Here is a 21,064-nt window from a genome sequence, read left to right on the forward strand (position 1 = left end):
GGCGGGCCGGTGGACGGCCGGGGGCGTCGTCGTCGAGCGGCGCCTACTGGCGCTCCATGACGGCGGCGAACGGCACCAGCCAGGTGTCCACCAGGTCCAGGGTCTCGGTCTCACCCAGCACGTCGGGGCTGTCGCACCACACGGACAGGGACGCGCCCAGCACCGGGTCGGGCGCTCCCGCAGGAACGGGCGGCACGTCGATGTGCTGGTCCTGGGCGGCCAATCCCATGAAGCGGCGGGGAGCGAACTTCTGGGCCAGCAGGCCGAACCGGCGCTTGCCGTGGGGCTCGGGCACCCCGTCGCCGGAGAGCACGAAGTACAGCAGGTCGCCGTGGGAGTTGATCACCCGGTACCCGGAGTCCAGGTAGTCGGTGACCGAGGGCGTCCATGCTCGCCACCGGATCCACACGTCCACCACGGCACCCGTGGTGATGGGCACCAGCGGACGCTCGGAAGCGGGGACAACGTGGTCGTTCCACAGGATCGGGGTGCGGCCGCTCTCGAGCACCCGGGCGGCGAGGGCGTTCATGAACAGGGCGTAGGAGTCCAGCGCGGTCGCTCCCTCCCCCACCTCGTGCCGGGCGTGCTCGACCAGGGTCGGGAAGCGGTCGGGTCGCTGGGCGTCCTCGTCCTCCCATGGGGCGGCGAAGAACTCGTCCCCGCCCAGGTGCACGGCATCCCCCGGGAACAGGGCGGCCGCCGCCTCCGTGAGGGCGAGCGCGAACTCGAGGGACTCGGGCCTGGACACGTCCAGCCGGTCCGGGTGGACGGTGCCGTGGCGGTCGGTGAGCCGGAGGTGCTCGCGTCCTACCAGCAGTGCCCCGGCGTGCGAGGGCAGATCCACCTCAGGGATCAGGGCGATGCCGGCCCCCTGGGCCGCCTCGACGATCCGCGCGGCGTCCCCGGCCGTCCAGGCGTCATCGGCGGCGAGCTGCTCGAAACCGGGCAGCTGCACCCCCACCCGGTGGGTCTCGGTGAGGTGCAGCTTGAGGGCGGTGAAGCCGAGCGCCGCCATCCGCTCCAGCAGGCGCTCGATCGATTCGACGGAGAAGGCCTTGCGGCCCACGTCCAGACTGAGGCCGCGGTAGTCCGCGGTGCTCAGCCCACTTCCCGTCACCGCCGTAGACGCACTCACGCTCGCAGCACGCCTCCTACGGCGTCCTCCACCGCGCGGATGCAGCGCTCGCGGGCCGCACCGATCTGCTCGCCGGTGAGGGTGCCGTCCTCGGAGCGCAGCCGCACCGCGAAGGCAAGCGACTTCTTGCCCTCGCCGATCTGATCGCCGGTGTACACGTCGAACAGGCGCACGCTCTCGGCGAGATCTCCGATGCCCACCACGATCGCGGCCTCGACGGCCGAGGCGGGCACGTCCTGATCGACCACGAAGGCGAAGTCCTCCTTGGCCGGGGGGAACGTGGGCACCGGTACGGCCTCGACCACCGCGGGGGCCGCCGCGATCACGGCCTCCAGGTCCAGTTCGAGGGCGCTGCTGCGGGCGGGAAGGGAGTACGCCTTGATCACTGCGGGGTGCAGCTCTCCAGCATGTCCCACGACGGTCTGCTCGCCGTCGGCGCCCTGGACGGTCAGCTCGGCGGTGCGGCCGGGGTGGAAGGGCGCGTGCTCGGCCTGACGCACCTCGAGGTGCGCCCCCACGGAGGCGGCGACACGGTGCGCGAGGTCGATGGCGTCGGCCCACCCCCAGGCGGGTGCGTCCCCCATCCAGGATCCGGGGCCGCTGGCTCCACCGATCACGACCGCCAGGCGCCGGGTCTGTGCGGGCAGGGCGTCCTGCACGGCGGCGAGCTCCTCGTCCGAGGGTCGCTGCGCGGCCGAGGGCACGGGCGAGACACCGGCCTCGCCGCGGGAGAGCGACACCGACCCCACCTGGAAGATGGCCACGTTCTCCTCACCGCGGCCCAGGTTGCGGCGCGCCACCGGCAGCAGGGTCTGCAGCAGGGCGGTGCGCATCAGCGGCTCGTCGTCGGCCAGGGGGTTCAGCAGGCGCACGGCGCGGCGGCGCTCGTCCTGCGCGTCGTAGCGCAGCTGGTCGAACACGCCCTCGCCGATGAACGGGTAGGAGGCGACCTCCGTGAGGCCCGCCTCGGCCAGCGCCCGCCCGGCGTTACGGCGGCCCCGCTGGGAACGGGTGAGCCCGCGACCACCGGGGGCGGTGGGCAGCACGGAGGGGATCTGGTCGTATCCGACCAGCCGCGCGATCTCCTCGACGAGGTCCTCACGGACCACCAGATCGGGACGCCAGCTGGGCGGGGTGACGCGCAGCATGTCGCCGCTGTCGCCCGCCGGGGCGCCGGCCTCCTCGACGATGCAGCCGATCATCTCGAGGCTGCTGCGCACCTGCTCGGGGGTGTAGGCCACGCCCACGACGCGCTCGGCGTCCGCGATCGGGAAGTCGATCGCGGAGGGCTCGGTGATGGTGCCCTCGTCGGTGACGCGGTAATCGATCTCGCCGCCGCCGTACTGGACGATCAGCTCGGCGGCACGCTGGGCGGCCACCAGCGGCAGGTGCGGATCCACACCGCGCTCGAAGCGCTTGGAGGCCTCCGAGGGCAGGCGGTGGCGGCGGGCGGTGCGCGCCACGGTGATCTGCTGGAACGTGGCGGCCTCGAGGATCACGTTGCGCGTGTCATCGGTGACTTCCGTCTCCGCTCCGCCCATCACCCCGGCCAGGCCCAGCACACGATCCCCCTCTGGTCCGCCGCAGTCGGTGATCAGCAGGTCCTCGGGATCCAGGGTGCGCTCGACGTCGTCCAGCGTGGTCAGCTTCTCGCCCGGCCGGGCACGGCGAACGATGATCGGGGCGACCACCTTCTCCGCGTCGTAGGCGTGCAGGGGCTGGCCCAGATCCAGCATCACGTAGTTGGTGACGTCGACGATCAGGGAGATGGGCCGCATCCCGGCCAGGGTGAGGCGACGGCTCATCCAGCGCGGCGTGGGGGCGGTGGCGTCGGTGCCGCGAACCTCGAGGGTCACGAACCGGGTGCAGCCCTCGCCGCCCCGCAGCGGGGCATCGTCCCGCAGCTGCACCGGCACCCCGCCGCGGGTGCCCTCCGGCGCGTCGACGGTGGTCACAGGGTCCACGAACGCACCGCTCGTGGCGTGGGAGTACTCGCGGGCCACGCCGCGCATGGAGAAGCAGTAGCCACGGTCCGGGGTCACGTTGATCTCGACGGTCTCGTCCCCCAGACCCAGCAGGGCGATCGCGTCGTCCCCGGGCTCACCGGTGAGGCCTTCGGCGTGGCCACGGCCGAGCACGATGATGCCGTCCTCGCCGGCGGGGTCTGGGCCGAGCCCGAGCTCGTCACCGGAGCAGATCATGCCGTCGGAGGTGTGGCCGTAGGTCTTCCTGGCGGCGATCGCGAAGTCGCCGGGCAGCACGGTGCCGGGCAGGGAGACGACCACCAGGTCACCTGCCTCGAAGTTGTGGGCGCCGCAGATGATGCCGCGGGAGGGCTGCTCGTCCCCGGGCTGCGGGTCCTTGGGGTCGTCGTCGGCGTGGTTGTGCTCGGGGCCCACGTCCACGCGGCACCAGTTGATGGTCTTGCCGTTCTTCTGGGGCTCCTTCACCAGGTCCAGTACGCGGCCCACCACGAGGGGGCCGGTGACCTGGGCGCCGTGGATCGCCTCCTCCTCCAGGCCCACGGAGACCAGGTCGGCGGCGACGGACTCGGCATCGGCCCCGTCGCGCAGGGTGACGTGCTCGGCGAGCCAGGTCAGCGGGATGCGGGGCATCTCAGATCTCCGTTCCGTAGTGCTGGGAGAAGCGGACGTCGCCCTCCACCATGTCGCGCATGTCGGCCACGCCGTTGCGAAGCATCAGGATGCGCTCGATGCCCAGGCCGAAGGCGAAGCCCTGGTACTCCTCGGGGTCCACGCCGCAGGCGCGCAGCACGGCGGGGTTGACCATGCCGCAGCCGCCCATCTCGATCCAGCCGGTGCCGCCACACACCCGGCAGTCCGGGGCGGGGTCGTGGTCCAGGCCGTGGCGGGCATCGCAGGAGAAGCAGCGGAAGTCCATCTCCGCGCTGGGCTCGGTGAAGGGGAAGTAGCTGGGGCGCAGGCGGGTGATCGGCTCCCCGCCGAACAGCTCACGGGCCAGGGTGTCCAGGGTGCCCACCAGGTGGGCCATGGTGAGGTCCTTGTCGATCGCGAGGCCCTCCACCTGGTGGAACACCGGGGTGTGGGTGGCGTCGAGCTCATCGGTGCGGAACACCTCGCCCGGGCACACGATGTACAGCGGCACACCGCGCTCCAGCAGGGAGCGTGCCTGCACCGGCGAGGTGTGGGTGCGCAGGATCTGCCCGCTGCCCTCGCCACCATCAGGGCCTGCCACGTAGAAGGTGTCCTGCATCTGACGGGCCGGGTGGTCCACGTCGAAGTTCAGGGCATCGAAGTTGAACCACTCCGCCTCGATCTCGGGGCCTTCGGCGACCTCCCAGCCCATGCCCACGAAGACGTCGTTGATCCGGTCGGTCAGAGTGGTCAGCGGGTGCGCCGCGCCGCGGGGCCGGCGGTCCACCGGGAGGGTCACGTCGACCGTCTCGGCGGCGAGCGCGGCCTCCTCCTCGGCGGCGGCGAGCTCCTGCTGGCGGGCGGCGATGGCCTGCTGCACGCGTCCCTTGCCCTGACCGACCAGCTTGCCTGCGCCGGCCTTCTGGTCCTTCGGGAGGTCCTTGATGGCGCGGTTCGCGGTGGCCAGCACCGAGGAGTCCCCGGTGTGGTCGATGCGCACCTGCTTCAGCTCGGCGGTGCTGGAGGCAGCCGCGACGGCGGCGAGCGCGGCGTCGACGGCGGATCCGATGGTGGCCTCGTCGATCACGGGCGCCTCGGGGGCGGGGGGTGTTTCGGACACGGGTATCGCTTTCGTCCGGCGGGCACGGGGGCACCCGCGGCGAGCGCGGGCACCGCTGACCATTCTAGGAGGGATGGGGAGTGCACCCCATGCTCGTCCGAGTACAGATCGGACGCAATGGATCGTGCTCAACGGCACCTACCCTCTCCGACACGCACGATGCCAGGACGGGAGCTACCCCAGCTACCCACCCAGCCGCTCCATGGGGAGTACTCCCCATGTCCGTCGTTCCAGGAAGTCCCTAGAATCCTCGTAACTCACAAAGGGGCGATCACATGGTTCTGTACGGGGCGGACACCGAGCAGCTGCGGCAGCTCGCGGAGAACTACCGCAGCTGCGCACAGCGGATGCTCGAGACGAGCGGGCGGCTGACGGCCACCATCACGTCCGTGACATGGGAAGGACCGGATGCCGAGGGCTTCCGTCAGCAGTGGGGTGCGCTCGAGGCGCAGCTTCGATCGCACGGTGAGACGATCACCGAGCGGGGCGCCGATCTCGAACGTCACGCGGAGGAGCAGGACCACGCCTCCTCTTCGGCATCGGACCGCGTCAGGGACCTGATCGACAACGTCCGTGACGGCTTCGGAGACGTGCTCGGCGGGCTCCGGGACTTCTTCGGGGATGCCCTCGACTCCTTGGCCAGGAGCGCGGACGCCGGGGAGGCTATCGGCTTGAACGACACGGCAGCCCTGATGTCCCCGACGCAGATCACCCCCGACGACTTCGACAAGGAGCGCGGAGCGGACAGCAGCACGAACGAAGTCGTCCTCACTCTCCCTGACGGAACCAAGATCGCTGTCAGCATGGAAGGGGACGGTACCCAGACGTTCTCCATGAACGATCCCGTGAAGCTCGAGCAGAAGGGGAAGATCGCTGGCCTCGAGGTCAAGCACGAGGTCGAGATCGGCAACGAGTTCGAGGTGACGGTGAACCCCGACGGGACACTCACCTACACCTTCACCGGCAGCTCGTCCCAGACGTACGGAGCGTCCGAGAAGAACAAGTATGTCGATGGGGAGATCAGTACGTCGACGACCTCGGAATCGGTCTACAGCGTGACGGTGCCACCGGGGACCAGTTTCACCGACGCGATCGCGATCAATCCGTTCAACCCCGCCTCCATCCCCCCGGACGGGTCAGTGACCGTCGGCACCGGTGTCGAGCAGTCCACGAACCTCGGGGTGACCGGGAAGTACCGCGGGCTCGAAGTGGGACTGGGGATCGAGGAGACAGTCGGCAGCGAATGGAACAGTGTGATCTCCCGTGATGGCGACGGGAACCTCTCCATGCTCACCGGTCCCACCAACATGGTGCGCAACGATGGGACGGTCAGTGTCGGGGTCGAAGGGGCCGCATTCGAACTGGGCACGTCCCGGACCAAGGAGCACGGCGTGCTGGAGTACGTCGAGTTCTCGGGCGACGACGCAGGGAACAAGGCCTACAACGATGTGCTGTGGTCCGACGGCTACCCGAAGGACACGACTGCGGACGGGGTCCTGGACCGTTACACGCAGACCCACACCTCCACGTCCTCGGAGTCCAGCATCGGTTTCAAGATCGACGAGGTACTGGATGTGAGTCGGAGCCACAACACCTTCGCGGACGAGGTGATCCACCGCAGTTACCCGGACGGCAGGGAGGAATGGGCCCAGCAGATCCTGCCGCACGGCGAGGGCTCCGGGAACTCGGTGTACGTCCACGGCGGCACGGGCCGCGAGACGGAGTACCAGATGACACTGGGAGACCGGCCCGCCGGGGACGACAGCGGGTACGGGGACGAGTACTGGGGAGGCGCGCACCAGGGAGGCGACCTGGTCATGTCATTCACCCAGGACGAGTTGAACCTCATGCGGGAGAACTACGCCGGGTACAAGGGCAACCCCGACCACTTCAGGAACGAGACCGACTACCTCACCGCCCTCACCGCGTCGGCCTCAGGGAGCGATTCAGGGTTCGTGCTGAACCAGTTCATCACGCACTACAACTACCGGGCCCTCGAGGGGACCATGTGGGACCACGAGAATCCCGTTCATCCCGAGATCCGGGTCCCTGGACGGATGAACTGATCCCAGCGAGCACTCACGTTGTCCGAGCGCACGGTCTAGCCTAATGAGGACATCCCCGACCCTCGCACCGAGGAGTTAGGAGGACCCCGTGTCCTGGACCGTGAAGGGCGTCGTCGCCCGATCTGAGAAGCAGCCGGCGGAGCTGGTGGACATCGTGATCCCCGACCCCGGCCCCACCGACGTGGTGGTCGACATCGAGGCCTGCGGGGTGTGCCACACGGACCTCGCCTACCGTGACGGCGGCATCAACGACGAGTTCCCCTTCCTGCTCGGACATGAGGCCGCCGGCCGCGTCGCCGAGGTCGGCGAGGCCGTCACCCACGTCGAGGTGGGCGACTACGTGGTGCTGAACTGGCGGGCCGTGTGCGGCCAGTGCCGGGCCTGCCGCAAGGGCCTCCCCCAGTACTGCTTCGACACCCACAACGCATCGAAACCCATGACCTTGGAGGACGGCACCGAGCTCACCGCAGCCCTCGGCATCGGTGCCTTCGCTGAGAAGACCCTGGTCCATGAGGGCCAGTGCACCAAGGTGAACGAGGACGCCCCCGCCGAGGTGGCCGGGCTGTTGGGCTGCGGCGTGATGGCCGGCATCGGTGCGGCGGTCAACACCGGCCAGATCCAGCGCGGCGAGTCCGTCGCTGTGATCGGCCTGGGCGGTGTGGGCTGCGCTGCGATCGCCGGCGCGAAGCTGGCCGGGGCCACCACCATCATCGGGCTCGACGTGGACGACAAGAAGCTCGCTGCGGCCGAGGAGCTGGGCGCCACCCACACGATCAACACCAAGGGCCTGGATCCCCAGCAGACCGCCGAGAAGGTGCAGGAGCTCACCGGGGGCTACGGGGCCGACGTGGTGATCGACGCCGTGGGCATCCCCGCCACCTACGAGACCGCCTTCTACGCCCGCGACCTCGCCGGCCGCGTGGTCCTGGTGGGCGTACCCCGCCCGGACGTCGAGATCACGCTGCCGCTGCTGGACGTGTTCGGCCGCGGCGGAGCACTGAAGTCCTCCTGGTACGGCGACTGCCTGCCCGAGCGGGACTTCCCCTACCTCACCGACCTGTTCCTGCAGGGCCGGCTGCCCCTGGACCGGTTCGTCACCGGCCGCACCACGCTCGACGGAGTGGATGATGCCTTGGACTCCCTGCACGACGGCAAGACCCTGCGCACCGTGGTGGTGATCGACCGATGAGCATCCGACTCGATCACGCCGTCACCCACGGCACCTTCACCCTGGACGGCGAGACCCACGACGTGGACAACAACGTGTGGGTGCTCGGCGACGAGAAGCAGTGCGTGGTGTTCGACGCCCCGCATGACGTGGAGACCGTGGAGAAGCTGGTGGGCGACCGCGAGTGCGTGGGCATCCTGCTCACCCACGCGCACGACGACCACGTGCGCATGGCGCCCGAGCTCGCCATGGCGTTGGAGGCCCCGCTGCTGCTGAATCCTGCGGACCGCGAGGTGTGGCAGCTGACCCACGGCGACCTGCCCTGGGACGACGACGTGGCCGACGGCGACATGTTCAGCGTGGGTGAGGCAGACATCGAGGCGATCCATACGCCGGGCCACTCCCCCGGCTCCACCTGCTACTACGTGGAGGCTCTCGGCGCCCTGTTCAGCGGCGACACCCTGTTCCAGGGCGGGCCGGGGGCCACCGGCCGCTCCTTCTCCTCGCGCGAGACGATCGAGGAGTCGATCCGGGAGCGGCTGTTCGTGCTCCCGGAGGACACCGTGGTGCACACCGGCCACGGGGACGACACCACCATCGGGGCCGAGAAGGAGAACGCCACCGGCGACTGGCTCTGAGCCGTCCCCTTCTCGGACTCCGACTGTCGAGCGCCGCGCCCCACTCCGGGGCGCGGCGCTCTTGTCTGCAGACCGCAGCTGGGGGAGCGAGCGGGGCTCGTGCAGCAGGAGGGGGAGCGTCAGCGCGGGGAGTTCTCGCCCGGTGCTGACCCGGCTTCCGAGCTGTGCTCGTCCGGCCCCTGCTGCGCCGGGGCCTGACCCCGCATGGATGACAGGTACGCGTTGTAGGCGGCGAGCTCGGCGTCGCCATCACGATCGGCCTTGCGGTCCCACTGGGCCGCGCGGCGATCGTCCGAGCGCATCCACTGCACCGCGACCACCAGTGCGTACAGCACGGTGGGGATCTCGGACACGGCCCACATGATCGAACCGCCACGAACCTGGATCAGCTCCAGCTCCTCGACGGTGAACATCCCCAGGTCCAGGTACCAGCCCTCGGCGATCAGCCAGGTCGCCGAGACCACCGCCACCCCGAAGAACGCGTGGAATGCCAGGGTCACCAGCAGCGTCACCAGCTTCATCACCGGGTTGATGGGCCTGGTGGAGGGGTCGATGCCGATCAGCACCCAGGCGAACAGGTAGCCCGAGAGCAGGAAGTGCACCGTCATCAGCACGTGGCCGAGGTGGTGGTACATCGCCATCTCGAACAGCGGCGTGAAGTAGAAGACCACCAGCGACCCGGCGAAGAACAGCCCGGCCAGGGGCGGGGACGACACGGTGCGCGCATACCCGGAGTGCAGGGCGGCCAGCACCCACTCACGGATCCCCCGGGATCCATCGGTGCGCGGGGCCTGTGCCCGCGACAGGAGCGTGACCACGCCACCGGCCACCCACAGCGGCGGCACGATCATCATCATCGCCATGTGCTGGACCATGTGCGCATCGAAGCGGAAGCGTCCGTAGGCAGCGGCTCCCCCGCTCATCACCCAGGCGAAGGCCACGCAGCCCAGCAGGAACAGGACCGTGCGGAGCATCGGCCACGCGTCACCGCGTCGGCGCAGCCGCACCACCCCGGCCACGTAGAAGCCGGCCATCACCACGGCCAGCAGCAGCGCCACCCAGTCCGGCTCGACCTGGGTGAACAGGGCCGGCAGCGAGAACGGCTCCTGGGGAGGCAGGTACCCCACCAGCGACAGCACCCGCAGGTCACCGACCGCGGGGACCTCCTGCGGGACCGGAGGGGCGCTTCGCCCCAGTGCGATCGACGCGCCGATCACCAGCGCCATCACCGCCCCCTCGGTGAGGGCGAGGTGCCTGAACCGGATCCGGTCCCCCAGCCGTCGGCGCTGCAGGAAGCCCAGGACTGCAAGCGCCACCAGCGCCACGGCCTTGAACGCGACGATCCGCCCGTAGCCGGTGGTGACCAGCTCGTCGAGGGACGACATGCGGATCGCGGCACTCAGCACACCGCTGAAGGCCAGGCCCACCACCGCGGCAAGGGCCCAAGGTGAGAAGCGGCGGATGGTCGTGGCCAGCTGCGGCACATCCAGCATCGGGCTGATCAGGCCGATCGCCAGCAGTCCGCCGGCCCACACAGTGACGGAGACCAGGTGCACGGCCATGCCGTTGACGGCGTTGAGGTGGTCCAGGCTGGCCCCGGCGTGGCCGGCAAGCCCCAGGAAGCCCGTGCCGATGCCGGCGAAGGCGAGCCCCCAGGCGGCCAGCACGGTGGAGCGAGCGATCGCTGAGAAGAGAGCACTGATCGCGGCGATCACCGCGATGGTCAGCTGCAGTCGGCCCAGATCGGTGGACAGGGCCACTGTCCACGGGTCCAGCTCGGACCCGGCGCCGGTGGCCTCGAGACCGCCGAGCGGTACGAGGGCCAGGGAGGCGGCGGCCCACAGCGCTGCCCCCGCCGCGGCGATCCGCACGGTTCGCCCCCGGGGCCCGGCAAGGCTCGTCACCTCACGTCGGCCAGGACCAGGCAGCAGCAGCACGGCGGTGCCTCCCCCGCCGACGGCGAGCAGCAGCCCCAGGTGGTGCAGGGCCCGCACGATCGGGAGTCCCCAGGTGACCAGGGGCGAGGCGGGCACCAGGGCCTGCGGGGCCAGGGCGCCGGTGGCCAGCAGGCCCAGCAGCGCCGCCGTGATGCTGAGGACCAGCAGCGCGGGGACGGTGATCAGGGCAGGGCGACGGGTGCTCATCCCCGGCCTCGTCGGCGCAGGGTCTCGAACAGGCACACAGTGGCAGCGGTGTGGACGTTGAGGGACTCGGCACGGCCTGCCAGGGGGATCCGCACGGCCAGCGGTGCGGCGTCCAGCGTGGCCTGGTCCAGACCGTGGGCCTCATTGCCCAGCAACCAGCCGATGCGCGCCGGCAGCTCGGCCTGGAACAGGTCGAGCTCGGCGTACCCGCTGGTGGCGGCCGCGGTGATGCCTGCCTGGGCGAGGGAGGCGAGCACGTCGTCGATCTCGGCTCCGGTGACCACGGGCAGATGGAAGAGGCTGCCCACGGAAGCGCGCACGGCCTTCGGGGAGTACGGGTCCGCGCTGGTGCGGGTGAGTATCACCAGATCGGCACCGGCAGCATCGGCGGTGCGGATCAGGGTGCCCACGTTGCCGGGGTCGCGGACCTCGTGCAGGACGGCCACGGCGAGAGGACCTTCGCCATGAAGCGCTGCGATGGCGCTTCGCGCCGCAGCAGGATCCTCCTGGGGAAGCCTGGCCACGGCGATCGCTCCCTGCGGGGTGACCAGGGATCCCTCGCCCTCGCGCACCATGGCCCGCAGTACGGCGTCGTCGACCCGGTGCACGGTGACCCGTGCATCGGTGGCCAGGGAGGCGAGCTCGGGGTGCTCGGCATCCGCGCGCCCGGTGAGGTAGAGGTCCAGGGCGCCACCGGGCTGCTCGCCCAGCAGGGAGCGGACGGCCTGGGGGCCCTCCACCCGGAAGCGTTCCTGCTTGCGACGCGCCGAGCGCCCGGCCAGTGCCGCGATCCGGCGCACCCGCTCGGAGCGGGGCGAGGTGATCGGGGACTGGTCCGGGCGCTCGTTCGTCACAGAGGGCGCCGGTCAGGCCGCGGGGGCGTTGACGTCCTTGGGCAGGGCGCCCTTGGCGACCTCGACCAGGGCCGCGAAGGCCGGGGCGTCGTTGACGGCCAGCTCGGCCAGCATGCGACGGTCCACCTCGACACCCGCGAGGCCGAGGCCCTGGATGAAGCGGTTGTAGGTCATGCCGTTGGCGCGGGCCGCAGCGTTGATGCGCTGGATCCAGAGGCGACGGAAGTCGCTCTTGCGGACCTTGCGGTCACGGTAGTTGTAGGTCGCCGAGTGGAGCACCTGCTCCTTGGCCTTGCGGTACAGACGGGAGCGCTGGCCGCGGTAACCGCTGGCCTGCTCGAGGATCTCCCGACGCTTCTTCTGGGCGTTGACCGCCCGCTTCACGCGTGCCACGTGTACTCCTTCTTCGTTCTACGAGTGTGGGGCGGGGACGGACGTGCGTCCCCGCGCGGGCGTCAGCGGCCCAGCAGCTTCTTGATGCGCTTGGTGTCGGACTTGGACACCTCGGTGTCGCTGCCCAGACGGCGCTTGCGGGTGGAGGACTTGTGCTCCAGGAGGTGGCGAGCGTTCGCCTTCTCCCGCATCAGCTTGCCCGAGCCGGTCACGCGGACGCGCTTCTTGGTGCCCGAGTGGGTCTTGTTCTTCGGCATCTGCCTGTTCTCCTTCGTGCAGTGTCAGGACTCGGAATCGGCGCCGGTGACGGCGTCGTTCTCGGTCCCGTCGGGCGTGGTGGGCGCGGTGTCGTCGCCGCGCTTGTCGGCCTTCTCAGCGTCGGTACGACGCTTGCGCGCCTCCGCCATCGCCTGGGCCTTCTTCTTGTGCGGACCGAAGACCATCACCATGTTGCGGCCGTCCTGTCGCGGATGCGACTCGACGAAGCCGTACTCGGAGACGTCCTCAGCCATGCGGCCCAGGAGCTTCACGCCCATCTCGGGGCGGGACTGCTCACGGCCGCGGAACCGGATGATCACCTTGACCTTGTCACCGCCGGCGAGGAACTTCTCGACGTTGCGGCGCTTGGTCTCGTAATCATGCTTGTCGATCTTCAGGCCCATCCGGATTTCCTTCTGGACGGTGTTGGCCTGATTCTTGCGCGCCTCGCGGGCCTTCAGATTGGCTTCGTACTTGTACTTGCCGTAATCCATGAGGCGTGCGACCGGCGGGTTGGCCCCCGGTGCGACCTCGACCAGGTCGAGGTTCGCTTCGTTCGCCAGCCGGAGGGCGTCCTCCACCCGGACGATGCCGACCTGCTCGCCGGCGGGGCCGACCAGAAGGACCTTGGGCACCCTGATCTGACCGTTGATGCGCTGTTCGCTGATGTTGGCTCCTCACCTCGGTTCGTGTCGGGCATGACGAAGGCCCCCGCAGATGCGGAGGCCCCGTGACGCACGACGCCGAGGCGCCGACCGGGCTGAGTGCCCGGCTGCGATACTGACCCGGTGACCGATGGCCACGAGGTGGGAGGGGATCTCCACTTCCAGGGAACAGGCCCCTGGCCCCCGCGAACCTCCTGTGAGGCGCGGAAGAAAGGGAATCGTCATGTTCCGGTCCACTATCCTACCAGCAGCACGCTCATCGTCCAGGTGATGTGCGTCGCGCCAAGCGAGAGCCGAGGGGGAGCCGGTGGCGACCGATCACGAGGGTCCCGGGCCCCACGAGCCCGCAGGGCCCGAGGGACCCGACAGGCCCGACAGCCCGGTCGAGGACTCGCCGCCGGCTGAGGTCACCGGCCTGCATCCTTCCACCGGTGTGCCCACCGGGACGGCACCGCGGGCGGTACTGCGCCCGGTGCCCGAGGGTTTCCCCACGCCGCCTCCACGGCCAGCGCGCCCGAACCGTCGGCCCGCGCTGCCCGCCCCCGAGCCGCCCCCGGCGCCGCGGCGCTCCGGCACGGTCATCGCCGTCGCGGTCGGCGCCGCGCTGGTGCTGCTCCTCGGGATCGCCGGCGCGGTGCTCGCGATGCGGGCTCTCACCGGTGGCCCACCGGGCGGGGCTGCCCCTGCGGTCACGAGCGCCCCACAGGCCCCGGAGGCCTCCACCGAGACCGGCGCAACGGAGGACGAGTCAGCGGTGGAGCCCGATCAGAACCCCTCCGGTGCTCTCTCCTCCGGGACCGTCCTCGGTGATGTCACGGTCAGCGTGGTCTCCACCGAAGTGGGCGTGGCTTCCGTCGGTGACGACACGGCGGTGGTGGAGCCTCGCGGGCAGTTCGTCACCGTGGTCCTGGAGCTCACCAATGACTCCGATCAGGCCTTGTCCCTGGGAGATCGGGGCCAGGTGCAGCTGCAGACCTCCGACGGCGCGCTGTACTACCCGGACCCCGATGCCTCGGCTGCGCTCGACGCCCCCACTGCCCCCGACGGCGAGGTCCCCGCCGGCGGTACAGGCCGGGTCCATGCAGTCTTCGACATCCCCGCCGATGCCGAACCGCAGACACTGCACATCGACCTTACCGAGTACGGGGGCGCCGGCCCGGTTCCCTGGGCCGGCTGACCACGTCGAGACCGGTTAGCCTCTACTGTTGTGCCGTCGAGCAGGCAGGCGCCTGCGCCGGCACCCCACCGGGACCCGATCGCCGCGGTCCCTCCCCCGCACCTCAGGAGAGACGTGGACGAGTCCCAGAAGACACCGGCCGCAGCCGATGCCACCGCCGGCGACCAGGAACTGCGGGACATCGCTGATGTCGCAGCGGTGGAGGTCATCACCAGTTCCTGCGTGCACCTGATGAGCGCCGCCGCCGTGAAGGTCGGGCTCGCGGACGACGAGGAGACAGGCGGCTACCAGGACCTCGACGAGGCCCGCAAGCTGATCACCGCTCTCGCCGGGCTGGTCACCGCCGCGGCCCCCGAGATCGGCAGCGTGCACGCACGGTCCCTCCGTGATGGCCTGCGCTCGCTCCAGCTGGCCTTCGCCGAAGCACTGCCGTTCCCTGATCCGCCCGGGCAGGCTCCCGGCGAGAAGTGGACCGGCCGGGTGTCCTGACCCGGGATCACGAGCAGCGATCGCCCCGGGACGCCGAGGTGGCACCTCAGGCGGCGTCACCGAACCTGTCCTCGGCACCCGCCTGCGATGGACCCGTCGGATGCTCATCGCCACCAGCCCGCTCACTGCCACCACGGTGGCCAGGAGCGCGGCCGAGCCCACGCCCCAGGCCGGCCCGAAGCCGTCGATGACCGCACCGAACAGTGGTGATCCGACCGCGGAGCCGATCGTCATCGCGCTGCCGTGCCATCCCATGGCCTCGCCGCGCACCTGTTCGGGGACCCGACGCGAGATCGACTCGCTGGTGGCGGTGATGATCGGAGCCAGGGCCAGACCGGCGAAGAACACGGCCACCCCCAGCCACCAGGGGTTCTCCACGAACGCTACGGGGATCGACAGCAGACCGAGCGCCAGCAGCACCCACAGCGGGCCGATGGTGCGCCGAGCGGCCCCGTAGGCGAAGCCGCCCACCAGGGAGCCCGCGCACCACACCGACATGATCGGCGCGATCATCGCGGTCGAGCCGACGTCCTCGAGGATCGCCACCAGCGACAGGTCGGTTGCGGTGATGGTGGTGGAGCCGACCATGGTGGCGATCAGGGCCGCCATCCCGCCCAGGCTCAGCAGCGCCGTGCGGGCGCTCACGCCCACCTGCGGGTCGACCACCGGGGTCTGCCCGGTGGTGAGGTCCTCGGCCACCCGCTGTTCGGCGAAGCCCTCCTTCTGCGCGACAGCCGCGCCTTCGCTGGCCGCAAGTCCCGGCGGGAGCTTCGTGGGCAGCATGACCTGGTCGGAGCGGGTGGGCGGGTCCGCGATCAGCAGGCCGATGCCGGCCAGGGCGATCAGCCCGGCGACGATCAGCAGCGACACCGGGGTGCCGATGGCGATGGCGGCGATGGTGATCGCGGCGGGCCCCGCCATGAACACCAGTTCGGTGGACATGGAGTCCAGCGCGAAGGCGGAGCGGCGCTGCGCGGCCGGCACCAGCACTGACAGAGAGGTGCGCACGATCGACCACACCGGCAGGCTGAAGATGCCTCCCACGAAAGCGATCAGCACCAGCGTCTCGTAGGGGGGCCATCGACGCGGCGATCAGTGCGAGCGGCTGGATCACGATCGAGGGGATCACCGCTCGGCGCAGCCCGTACCGGTCCAGCAGTCTGCCGCGCCACGGTGAGGACAGGGATGGTGCCGATGGTGGAGGCCGCCACGATCAGGCCGGCCTCGAAGTAGCTGCGATCCAGGGTGAGCACCACGTGAAGGGTGAGCAGCAGGCCCAGGGTGGAGAAGGGGATCCGGGCCAGCAGACCCAGCAGCAGCACAGCGGTGGTGCCCGGGATGCTCAGCACCCGGCGATAGGCGTCCACGATCAGCCCTCCAGCGCGAGTCGCAGGGAACTGATCCTCTCGGCCACCAGGGGTTCGGCTCCGAGGTGCGCGGAGATCTCCTGGACCACGGCCTGCACCTGCTCGGCGCTCAGGCCGGGGACCAGGCCGAGGTGGAGGTCCACCTCGCTGCGCTGCCCGGGCCGGGCCACCAGGGAGGTGACGGGGCCGACGGCTGCCGCCACCTGGTCGAGCACGGAGATCAGTTCGGGGTCCTCATGGGGCGGGATCCAGGTGCGTCCCTGGGCCAGGGCCCACAGCACCGAGCGCGGGAGCAGGATCGGCCCGCCCTGCTCGGTGGGAGTGTCGGGATCCAGCAGGAGGGCCGTGCAGCCCTCCTGGACGGCGGCCTGGGCTGCCTGGGGCGCCACCACGGGCACGGGGCGCGCGTCGCCGCGCCAGGTGCTGAGGGCGGTCACCGAGGTGAACAGGGGCAGAACACGGCTGCCGTCCGGTGCGGTGATCGACACCATCGCCATGTCGGCACCGTTGTCCCCGGTGAGGCCGTGGGCGGTGGCCCCCAGCTCGGTGGCCACCGCCATGATCGGCACCAGCACCCGGGAGGTGGCGAGCACCTCCACCAGGGCGCAGCGGTGCGGGTCCTCACCGCGCCGGTGCACGGCCAGCGCGTCGGCCAGGGCAGGCGGGGTCGAGCCGTCGTCCTCGGGGAAGGGGCTGAGGGTGTAGTCGCGTCCGGCCCAGGGCACCCCGGCGGTGTCGGTCAGCGGGGACTTCTCCCGGAAGTGGGCGGGCAGGCTGCGCTGCGCCGCGCCGCCGGTGGCATCGGAGCTGCCACCGGGGACGGAGCTGTCGTCGGGGGCGGAGCTGTCGTCAGGACCGGGCTCAGTCATCCACGCGCCCTGCAACGTCGAGCGCCTCGGGCAGCGTGAATGCGCCCGCATACAGGGCCTTGCCGACGATCGCGCCTTCCACGCCCTCGGCCACCAGGCCACGCAGGGCCTCCAGGTCCGCGAGAGAGGAGACCCCGCCGGAGGCGACCACGGCGGCATCGGTGCGCGAGCACACCTGGCGCAGCAGGTCCAGGTTGGGGCCGCGCAGGGTGCCGTCCTTGGTGACGTCGGTGACCACGTAGCGCACGCAGCCGGCCTCGTCGAGACGCTCGAGGGTCTCCCACAGGTCCCCACCCTCGCGGGTCCAGCCGCGGGCGGCGAGGGTGGTGCCGCGCACGTCCAGGCCCACGGCGATGCGGTCTCCGTGCTCCGCGATCACCTCGGCGGTCCACTCGGGGTTCTCCAGTGCGGCAGTGCCCAGGTTCACGCGGCGGCAGCCCGTGCTGAGGGCGGCGGCCAGGGACTCGTCGTCGCGGATCCCGCCGGAGAGTTCCACGTTCATGTCCACCGCGGCGACCACCTCGGCCAGCATGGCGGCGTTGCTGCCCTTGCCGAAGGCGGCGTCGAGGTCCACCAGGTGCAGCCAGCGGGCGCCGCCCTGCTGGAAGGTGAGGGCGGCCTCCAGGGGTGCGCCGTAGGAGGTCTCGGTGCCGGCCTCGCCCTGGACCAGGCGCACGGCCTTGCCGTCCTGGACGTCGACGGCGGGCAGCAGTTCGAGCACGGGTGCGGTCATGGGGGCCTCCTGGGCGGGGTACGTGGGTGGGGCGAGAGGGACGAGGGGGAGTCGAGCGGTTCGCCGCGGTCCGGTCCTGCTGTCAGCCGGACTGCAGTCGCCAGACGGACACCCCGATGCACAGCAGGGCGAGCGCGGCCATGGCCACGGTCGCCCACCAGGGCTTGCGTGTGCGGTAGAAGGACCAGGTGCCTCCCAGCAGCATCCCGCCGGCGAACAGCATCACGAAGGCGAGGGTCATGCGTGGGCCCCCGACCGATCGGCGCCGAGGCCGGCGAGCCAGTTGCGCAGCAGGCGCGCCCCGGCGGCCCCGGACTTCTCGGGGTGGAACTGGGTGGCGGTAAGCGCACCGTTCTCCACGGCTGCGATGAAGCGGTCCCCGCCGTGCTGGGCCCAGGTCACCACCGGTGCAGCGATCGGGCCGATGCGCTCCATCTCCCAGGTGCGCGCGGCGTAGGAGTGGACGAAGTAGAAGCGCTCGTCCTCGATCCCGTCGAACAGGCGGCTCCCCTCCCCCGCCTCGATGCTGTTCCAGCCCATGTGGGGGACGATGTCGGCCTGCAGCCGGGTGACCTCACCGGGCCATTGGCCCAGGCCCTCGGAGCGTTCACCGTGCTCGTTGCCGGACTCGAACATGATCTGCAGGCCCACGCAGATGCCCATCACGGGGCGCCCGCCGGCCAGGCGCTGCTCGATGACGCGGTGCCCGCCCACGGCCCGCACCTGGGCGATGGTTGCGGCATAGGCGCCGACACCGGGGACCACGAGGCCATCGGCCTCGAGCGCTCGGGGGCGGTCGGCGGTGAGGTCGACGTGTGCCCCGGCGGCCTCGAGAGCGCGCACCACGGAGCGCACGTTGCCGGAGCCGTGGTCCAGGACGACGACGGAAGGGACCTTGCTCACCGGCGCTTCCTCCCGGAGGGGATCCACTGCAGGGCCTGGGTGCGGGAGATGGTGGCGGGGTCGATACCCTCCCCGAGGTCCGCGAGGGTGACGGCGCCCAGCAGCAGTTCCTCGACCGTGTCGGACACCGCGCCGAGCACCAGGGCCGGGGAGACGTCGTCGCCGCGCTCTCCGTTGCGGTACCGGGTGGCGGTCATGCGGTCGCCGCGGCGCCAAAACAGCACCAGGCCGTTGCGCTGGAGCGCGGTGGAGGTGATGGCGGCGAGGGCGTGCGCGTCCTGTTCCTGGAGGGGCCCTGCGGCGATGGCGCCGGTGTCGGTGTCCAGCACCCGGCTGCCGGCGGGGATGTCGGTGCCGTCGGTGCGGGCCTCCCGGCCCAGGCGGATAGCCCCGGCCAGTGCGGTCGCGGCGGCCACCGAGGTGGCGATCACGGCGATGGCGGGCTCGGTGTCCTCGGGGTCGGCCAGTACGTCCTCGACGGTCAGCGGGGTGTCGTCCATGCTGAAGCCGAGGTCCTGGGTGAGGCGGGCGAACTCGGCGTCGATGTCGGTGCCGGAGCCGTCGGGGGCGCCGGTTCCGGAGCGGTCCGGGTCGCGGGGCAGCTCGGGATCGGGTCGGTCGGCGGTGGTCATAGTGCTCCCTTCGTGGAGGGGACGTCCAGCACGCGATCATCCAGTGCGCAGGCGGCGCGCAGTGCCCGGGCGAGGGCCTTGAACTGGGCCTCGACGATGTGGTGGGGGTCCCGGCCGGAGAGCACCCGGATGTGCAGGCAGATCGCGGCGTGGTGGGCGATGGACTCGAAGACGTGGCGGGTGAGGGACCCGGTGAAGTGCCCGCCGATCAGGTGCAGGGCCTGGGCCTCGCTCTCACCGGTGTGCACGCAGTAGGGGCGCCCGGACAGGTCCACCACGGCCTGGGCGAGGGCCTCGTCCAGCGGCACCATGGCGTCGCCGAAGCGGGCGATGCCGCGCTTGTCGCCGAGGGCCTCGCGCAGGGCCTGGCCCAGCACGATCGCGGTGTCCTCGACCGTGTGGTGGGCATCGATGTGGGTGTCGCCGGTGGCGCGCACGGTGAGGTCGAAGCGGGCGTGGGCGCCCAGCGCGGTGAGCATGTGGTCGAAGAACGGCACGGTGGTGGAGACGTCCACCTGACCGGTGCCGTCGATGTCCAGGGTCAGCTCGATGCTGGACTCGCGGGTGGTGCGGGACACGCTGGCGGTGCGGCGCGGACGATCCAGATCCGTGCTGGGCTCCGTGGAACGGGTGGGGTCGGTCATCGGGGGTCGGCCTCCTCGAGTGCGGTGCGGAACGCGGCGTTGTCCTCCGGGGTGCCGATCGACACGCGCAGCCAGCCCTCGGGGCCGACAGCGCGCACCAGCACGTCACGGGCCAGCAGGCCCTCGAACACGGCGGAGCGGTCCTGAAAGGTGCGGAACAGGATGAAGTTGGCGTCGGAGGCGGCCACCCCGTGGCCGCGCCCGGTCAGGTGAGCGGCCAGGGCGTCACGCTCTGCGCGCAGCAGCTCCACCTGGCCCAGCGGCTCCTGGCGATGCGCGAGAGCGGTGCGGGCCACGGCCTGGGTGACGGCGGAGAGGTGGTACGGCAGCCGCACCACGCGCACGGCGTCCACGATCGCACGGTGGGCCACCAGGTACCCCAGGCGGGCGCCGGCCAGGGCGAAGGCCTTGGACATGGTGCGGGTGACCACCATCCCGGGGTGCTCCCCCAGCACGGTGAGGGCACTGGGAACCCCGTCGCGCCGGAACTCGGAGTAGGCCTCGTCCACCACCAGCAGACCGCGGGTGGGTGCCAGCGCCAGGGCCGCTGCCCGGACGGTGTCGAGGTCCAGTGCGGTGCCGGTGGGGTTGTTGGGACTGGTGAGGACCACGATGTCGGGGCGGTGCTCACTGATCGCGGCCGTCACGGTCTCGGGGGTGAGGGCGAAGTCGGGCGCGGGGCCACGGGAGGCCGTCACCCAGGTGGTGAAGGTGTCCCGGGCGTATTCGGGGTACATCGAGTAGTGCGGGGTGAAGCCCAGTGCGGTGCGGCCGGGGCCCCCGTAGGCCAGCATCAGCTGGTGCATGATCTCGTTGGATCCGTTGGCCGCCCATACCGACTCCACGGTGGGCTGTGCGATCCCGGCCTCGTGCGCGAGATAGGAGGCGAGGTCCTCCCGCAGGGCGAGGGCCTCCCGGTCCGGGTAGCGGTTCAGCCCCAGGGCCGCCTCACGCACGGCGGCGGCGATGTCGTCGGCCAGGGCGGCCGAGGGGCCGAAGGGGTTCTCGTTCACGTTCAGCGCATGGGTGACCGGCAGCTGGGGGGCGCCATACGGCTCGGCGCCCGCGAGGTCGGCGCGGGGCGCCGGCAGGCTCGTCTCCGCAGCGGTGGCTGCAGGGGTGGCTGCGGGGTTCTCGGACATGCCCACCATGGTAGGGCTCACGGCTGGGGAGCCTCGGACCGGTCCGTGGTGG

At 71.0% G+C, this 21,064-nt stretch carries 21 protein-coding genes and 1 pseudogene; 5 read left to right on the forward strand and 17 right to left on the reverse strand.

The window, feature by feature from the left end; all coding sequences use genetic code 11:
* Positions 1-43: 43 nt before the first annotated feature.
* The 3 genes from JOD52_RS11280 to pheS are packed head-to-tail and all read right to left on the reverse strand — an operon-like array spanning position 44 to position 4,870.
* Complete coding sequence (locus tag JOD52_RS11280) at positions 44-1,135, reverse strand: family 20 glycosylhydrolase (protein WP_204410031.1); 1,092 nt, start codon at positions 1,133-1,135, stop codon at positions 44-46.
* Positions 1,132-3,750 (reverse strand): phenylalanine--tRNA ligase subunit beta, encoded by a 2,619-nt coding sequence (pheT, locus tag JOD52_RS11285; RefSeq protein ID WP_204410033.1) that lies wholly within the window; start codon positions 3,748-3,750, stop codon positions 1,132-1,134. Before pheT ends, JOD52_RS11280 begins: the two co-directional genes overlap by 4 nt.
* Position 3,751: 1 nt before the next feature.
* Positions 3,752-4,870, reverse strand: a complete 1,119-nt coding sequence (gene pheS, locus JOD52_RS11290; protein WP_031307432.1) for a phenylalanine--tRNA ligase subunit alpha — start codon at positions 4,868-4,870, stop codon at positions 3,752-3,754.
* 275 nt (positions 4,871-5,145) lie between these two features.
* Between pheS and JOD52_RS11295 the strand changes: the two genes are divergently transcribed.
* From JOD52_RS11295 to JOD52_RS11305, 3 genes are all read left to right on the forward strand, one after another.
* Positions 5,146-6,936 carry a WXG100 family type VII secretion target gene (locus tag JOD52_RS11295; RefSeq protein WP_204410034.1) on the forward strand — a complete coding sequence of 597 codons (1,791 nt, stop codon included), beginning with the start codon at positions 5,146-5,148 and terminating at the stop codon, positions 6,934-6,936.
* Between the two features lie 88 nt (positions 6,937-7,024).
* Positions 7,025-8,125, forward strand: a complete 1,101-nt coding sequence (locus JOD52_RS11300) for an S-(hydroxymethyl)mycothiol dehydrogenase (RefSeq protein WP_204410036.1) — start codon at positions 7,025-7,027, stop codon at positions 8,123-8,125.
* Entirely contained in the window at positions 8,122-8,742 is a 621-nt protein-coding gene (locus JOD52_RS11305; RefSeq protein WP_017824695.1) for an MBL fold metallo-hydrolase, read from the forward strand. Before JOD52_RS11300 ends, JOD52_RS11305 begins: the two co-directional genes overlap by 4 nt.
* Positions 8,743-8,861: 119 nt before the next feature.
* Here JOD52_RS11305 and JOD52_RS11310 read toward each other — a convergent pair whose 3' ends face one another.
* The 5 genes from JOD52_RS11310 to infC all read right to left on the reverse strand — a co-directional run bounded on the left by JOD52_RS11310 (position 8,862) and on the right by infC (position 13,026).
* Complete coding sequence (locus tag JOD52_RS11310) at positions 8,862-10,886, reverse strand: bifunctional copper resistance protein CopD/cytochrome c oxidase assembly protein (protein WP_204410037.1); 2,025 nt, start codon at positions 10,884-10,886, stop codon at positions 8,862-8,864.
* Entirely contained in the window at positions 10,883-11,740 is an 858-nt protein-coding gene (locus JOD52_RS11315) for a TrmH family RNA methyltransferase (RefSeq protein ID WP_204410039.1), read from the reverse strand. Before JOD52_RS11315 ends, JOD52_RS11310 begins: the two co-directional genes overlap by 4 nt.
* A gap of 12 nt (positions 11,741-11,752) precedes the next feature.
* On the reverse strand, positions 11,753-12,133 hold the full coding sequence (gene rplT, locus JOD52_RS11320) for a 50S ribosomal protein L20 (RefSeq protein WP_017824692.1): 381 nt from the start codon (positions 12,131-12,133) through the stop codon (positions 11,753-11,755).
* Positions 12,134-12,195: 62 nt separating this feature from the next.
* A complete protein-coding gene (rpmI, locus tag JOD52_RS11325) occupies positions 12,196-12,390 on the reverse strand; it encodes a 50S ribosomal protein L35 (protein WP_017824691.1) in 195 nt (64 codons plus the stop codon).
* Positions 12,391-12,414: 24 nt separating this feature from the next.
* Positions 12,415-13,026 carry a translation initiation factor IF-3 gene (infC, locus tag JOD52_RS11330; protein WP_017824690.1) on the reverse strand — a complete coding sequence of 204 codons (612 nt, stop codon included), beginning with the start codon at positions 13,024-13,026 and terminating at the stop codon, positions 12,415-12,417.
* Between the two features lie 337 nt (positions 13,027-13,363).
* Between infC and JOD52_RS17760 the strand changes: the two genes are divergently transcribed.
* Positions 13,364-14,233, forward strand: a complete 870-nt coding sequence (locus tag JOD52_RS17760) for a DUF4352 domain-containing protein (protein WP_017824689.1) — start codon at positions 13,364-13,366, stop codon at positions 14,231-14,233.
* Positions 14,234-14,347: 114 nt separating this feature from the next.
* The gene (locus JOD52_RS17110; RefSeq protein WP_259785597.1) at positions 14,348-14,722 is read left to right on the forward strand and encodes a DUF1844 domain-containing protein; all 375 of its coding nucleotides are present in this window, start codon (positions 14,348-14,350) and stop codon (positions 14,720-14,722) included.
* 81 nt (positions 14,723-14,803) lie between these two features.
* Here JOD52_RS17110 and JOD52_RS17765 read toward each other — a convergent pair.
* From JOD52_RS17765 to JOD52_RS11380, 9 genes and pseudogenes are all read right to left on the reverse strand, one after another.
* A pseudogene (locus tag JOD52_RS17765) lies at positions 14,804-15,664 on the reverse strand (MFS transporter); the annotation flags it as partial.
* Positions 15,665-15,774: 110 nt separating this feature from the next.
* Positions 15,775-16,089 carry a hypothetical protein gene (locus JOD52_RS11345; protein WP_204410043.1) on the reverse strand — a complete coding sequence of 105 codons (315 nt, stop codon included), beginning with the start codon at positions 16,087-16,089 and terminating at the stop codon, positions 15,775-15,777.
* Positions 16,090-16,091: 2 nt separating this feature from the next.
* Complete coding sequence (locus JOD52_RS11350) at positions 16,092-16,958, reverse strand: SseB family protein (RefSeq protein ID WP_204410045.1); 867 nt, start codon at positions 16,956-16,958, stop codon at positions 16,092-16,094.
* Positions 16,951-17,691: a bifunctional 1-(5-phosphoribosyl)-5-((5-phosphoribosylamino)methylideneamino)imidazole-4-carboxamide isomerase/phosphoribosylanthranilate isomerase PriA gene (priA, locus tag JOD52_RS11355; protein ID WP_204410047.1), complete on the reverse strand. Its 741-nt coding sequence runs from the start codon at positions 17,689-17,691 to the stop codon at positions 16,951-16,953. The genes JOD52_RS11350 and priA overlap by 8 nt, the downstream gene beginning before the upstream one ends.
* Before the next feature lie 82 nt (positions 17,692-17,773).
* Complete coding sequence (locus tag JOD52_RS11360) at positions 17,774-17,932, reverse strand: hypothetical protein (protein WP_204410048.1); 159 nt, start codon at positions 17,930-17,932, stop codon at positions 17,774-17,776.
* Positions 17,929-18,594, reverse strand: a complete 666-nt coding sequence (gene hisH, locus JOD52_RS11365; RefSeq protein ID WP_204410050.1) for an imidazole glycerol phosphate synthase subunit HisH — start codon at positions 18,592-18,594, stop codon at positions 17,929-17,931. Before hisH ends, JOD52_RS11360 begins: the two co-directional genes overlap by 4 nt.
* On the reverse strand, positions 18,591-19,226 hold the full coding sequence (locus JOD52_RS11370) for a hypothetical protein (RefSeq protein ID WP_204410052.1): 636 nt from the start codon (positions 19,224-19,226) through the stop codon (positions 18,591-18,593). The genes hisH and JOD52_RS11370 overlap by 4 nt, the downstream gene beginning before the upstream one ends.
* Positions 19,223-19,870, reverse strand: coding sequence for an imidazoleglycerol-phosphate dehydratase HisB (gene hisB / locus JOD52_RS11375; RefSeq protein WP_204410053.1), 648 nt, complete (start codon positions 19,868-19,870; stop codon positions 19,223-19,225). Before hisB ends, JOD52_RS11370 begins: the two co-directional genes overlap by 4 nt.
* On the reverse strand, positions 19,867-21,021 hold the full coding sequence (locus JOD52_RS11380) for a histidinol-phosphate transaminase (RefSeq protein ID WP_204411676.1): 1,155 nt from the start codon (positions 21,019-21,021) through the stop codon (positions 19,867-19,869). The genes hisB and JOD52_RS11380 overlap by 4 nt, the downstream gene beginning before the upstream one ends.
* Positions 21,022-21,064 lie beyond the last annotated feature (43 nt).

Origin of the sequence: Brachybacterium muris (assembly GCF_016907455.1) — a bacterium.
Classification (GTDB): Bacteria; Actinomycetota; Actinomycetes; order Actinomycetales; family Dermabacteraceae; genus Brachybacterium; species Brachybacterium muris.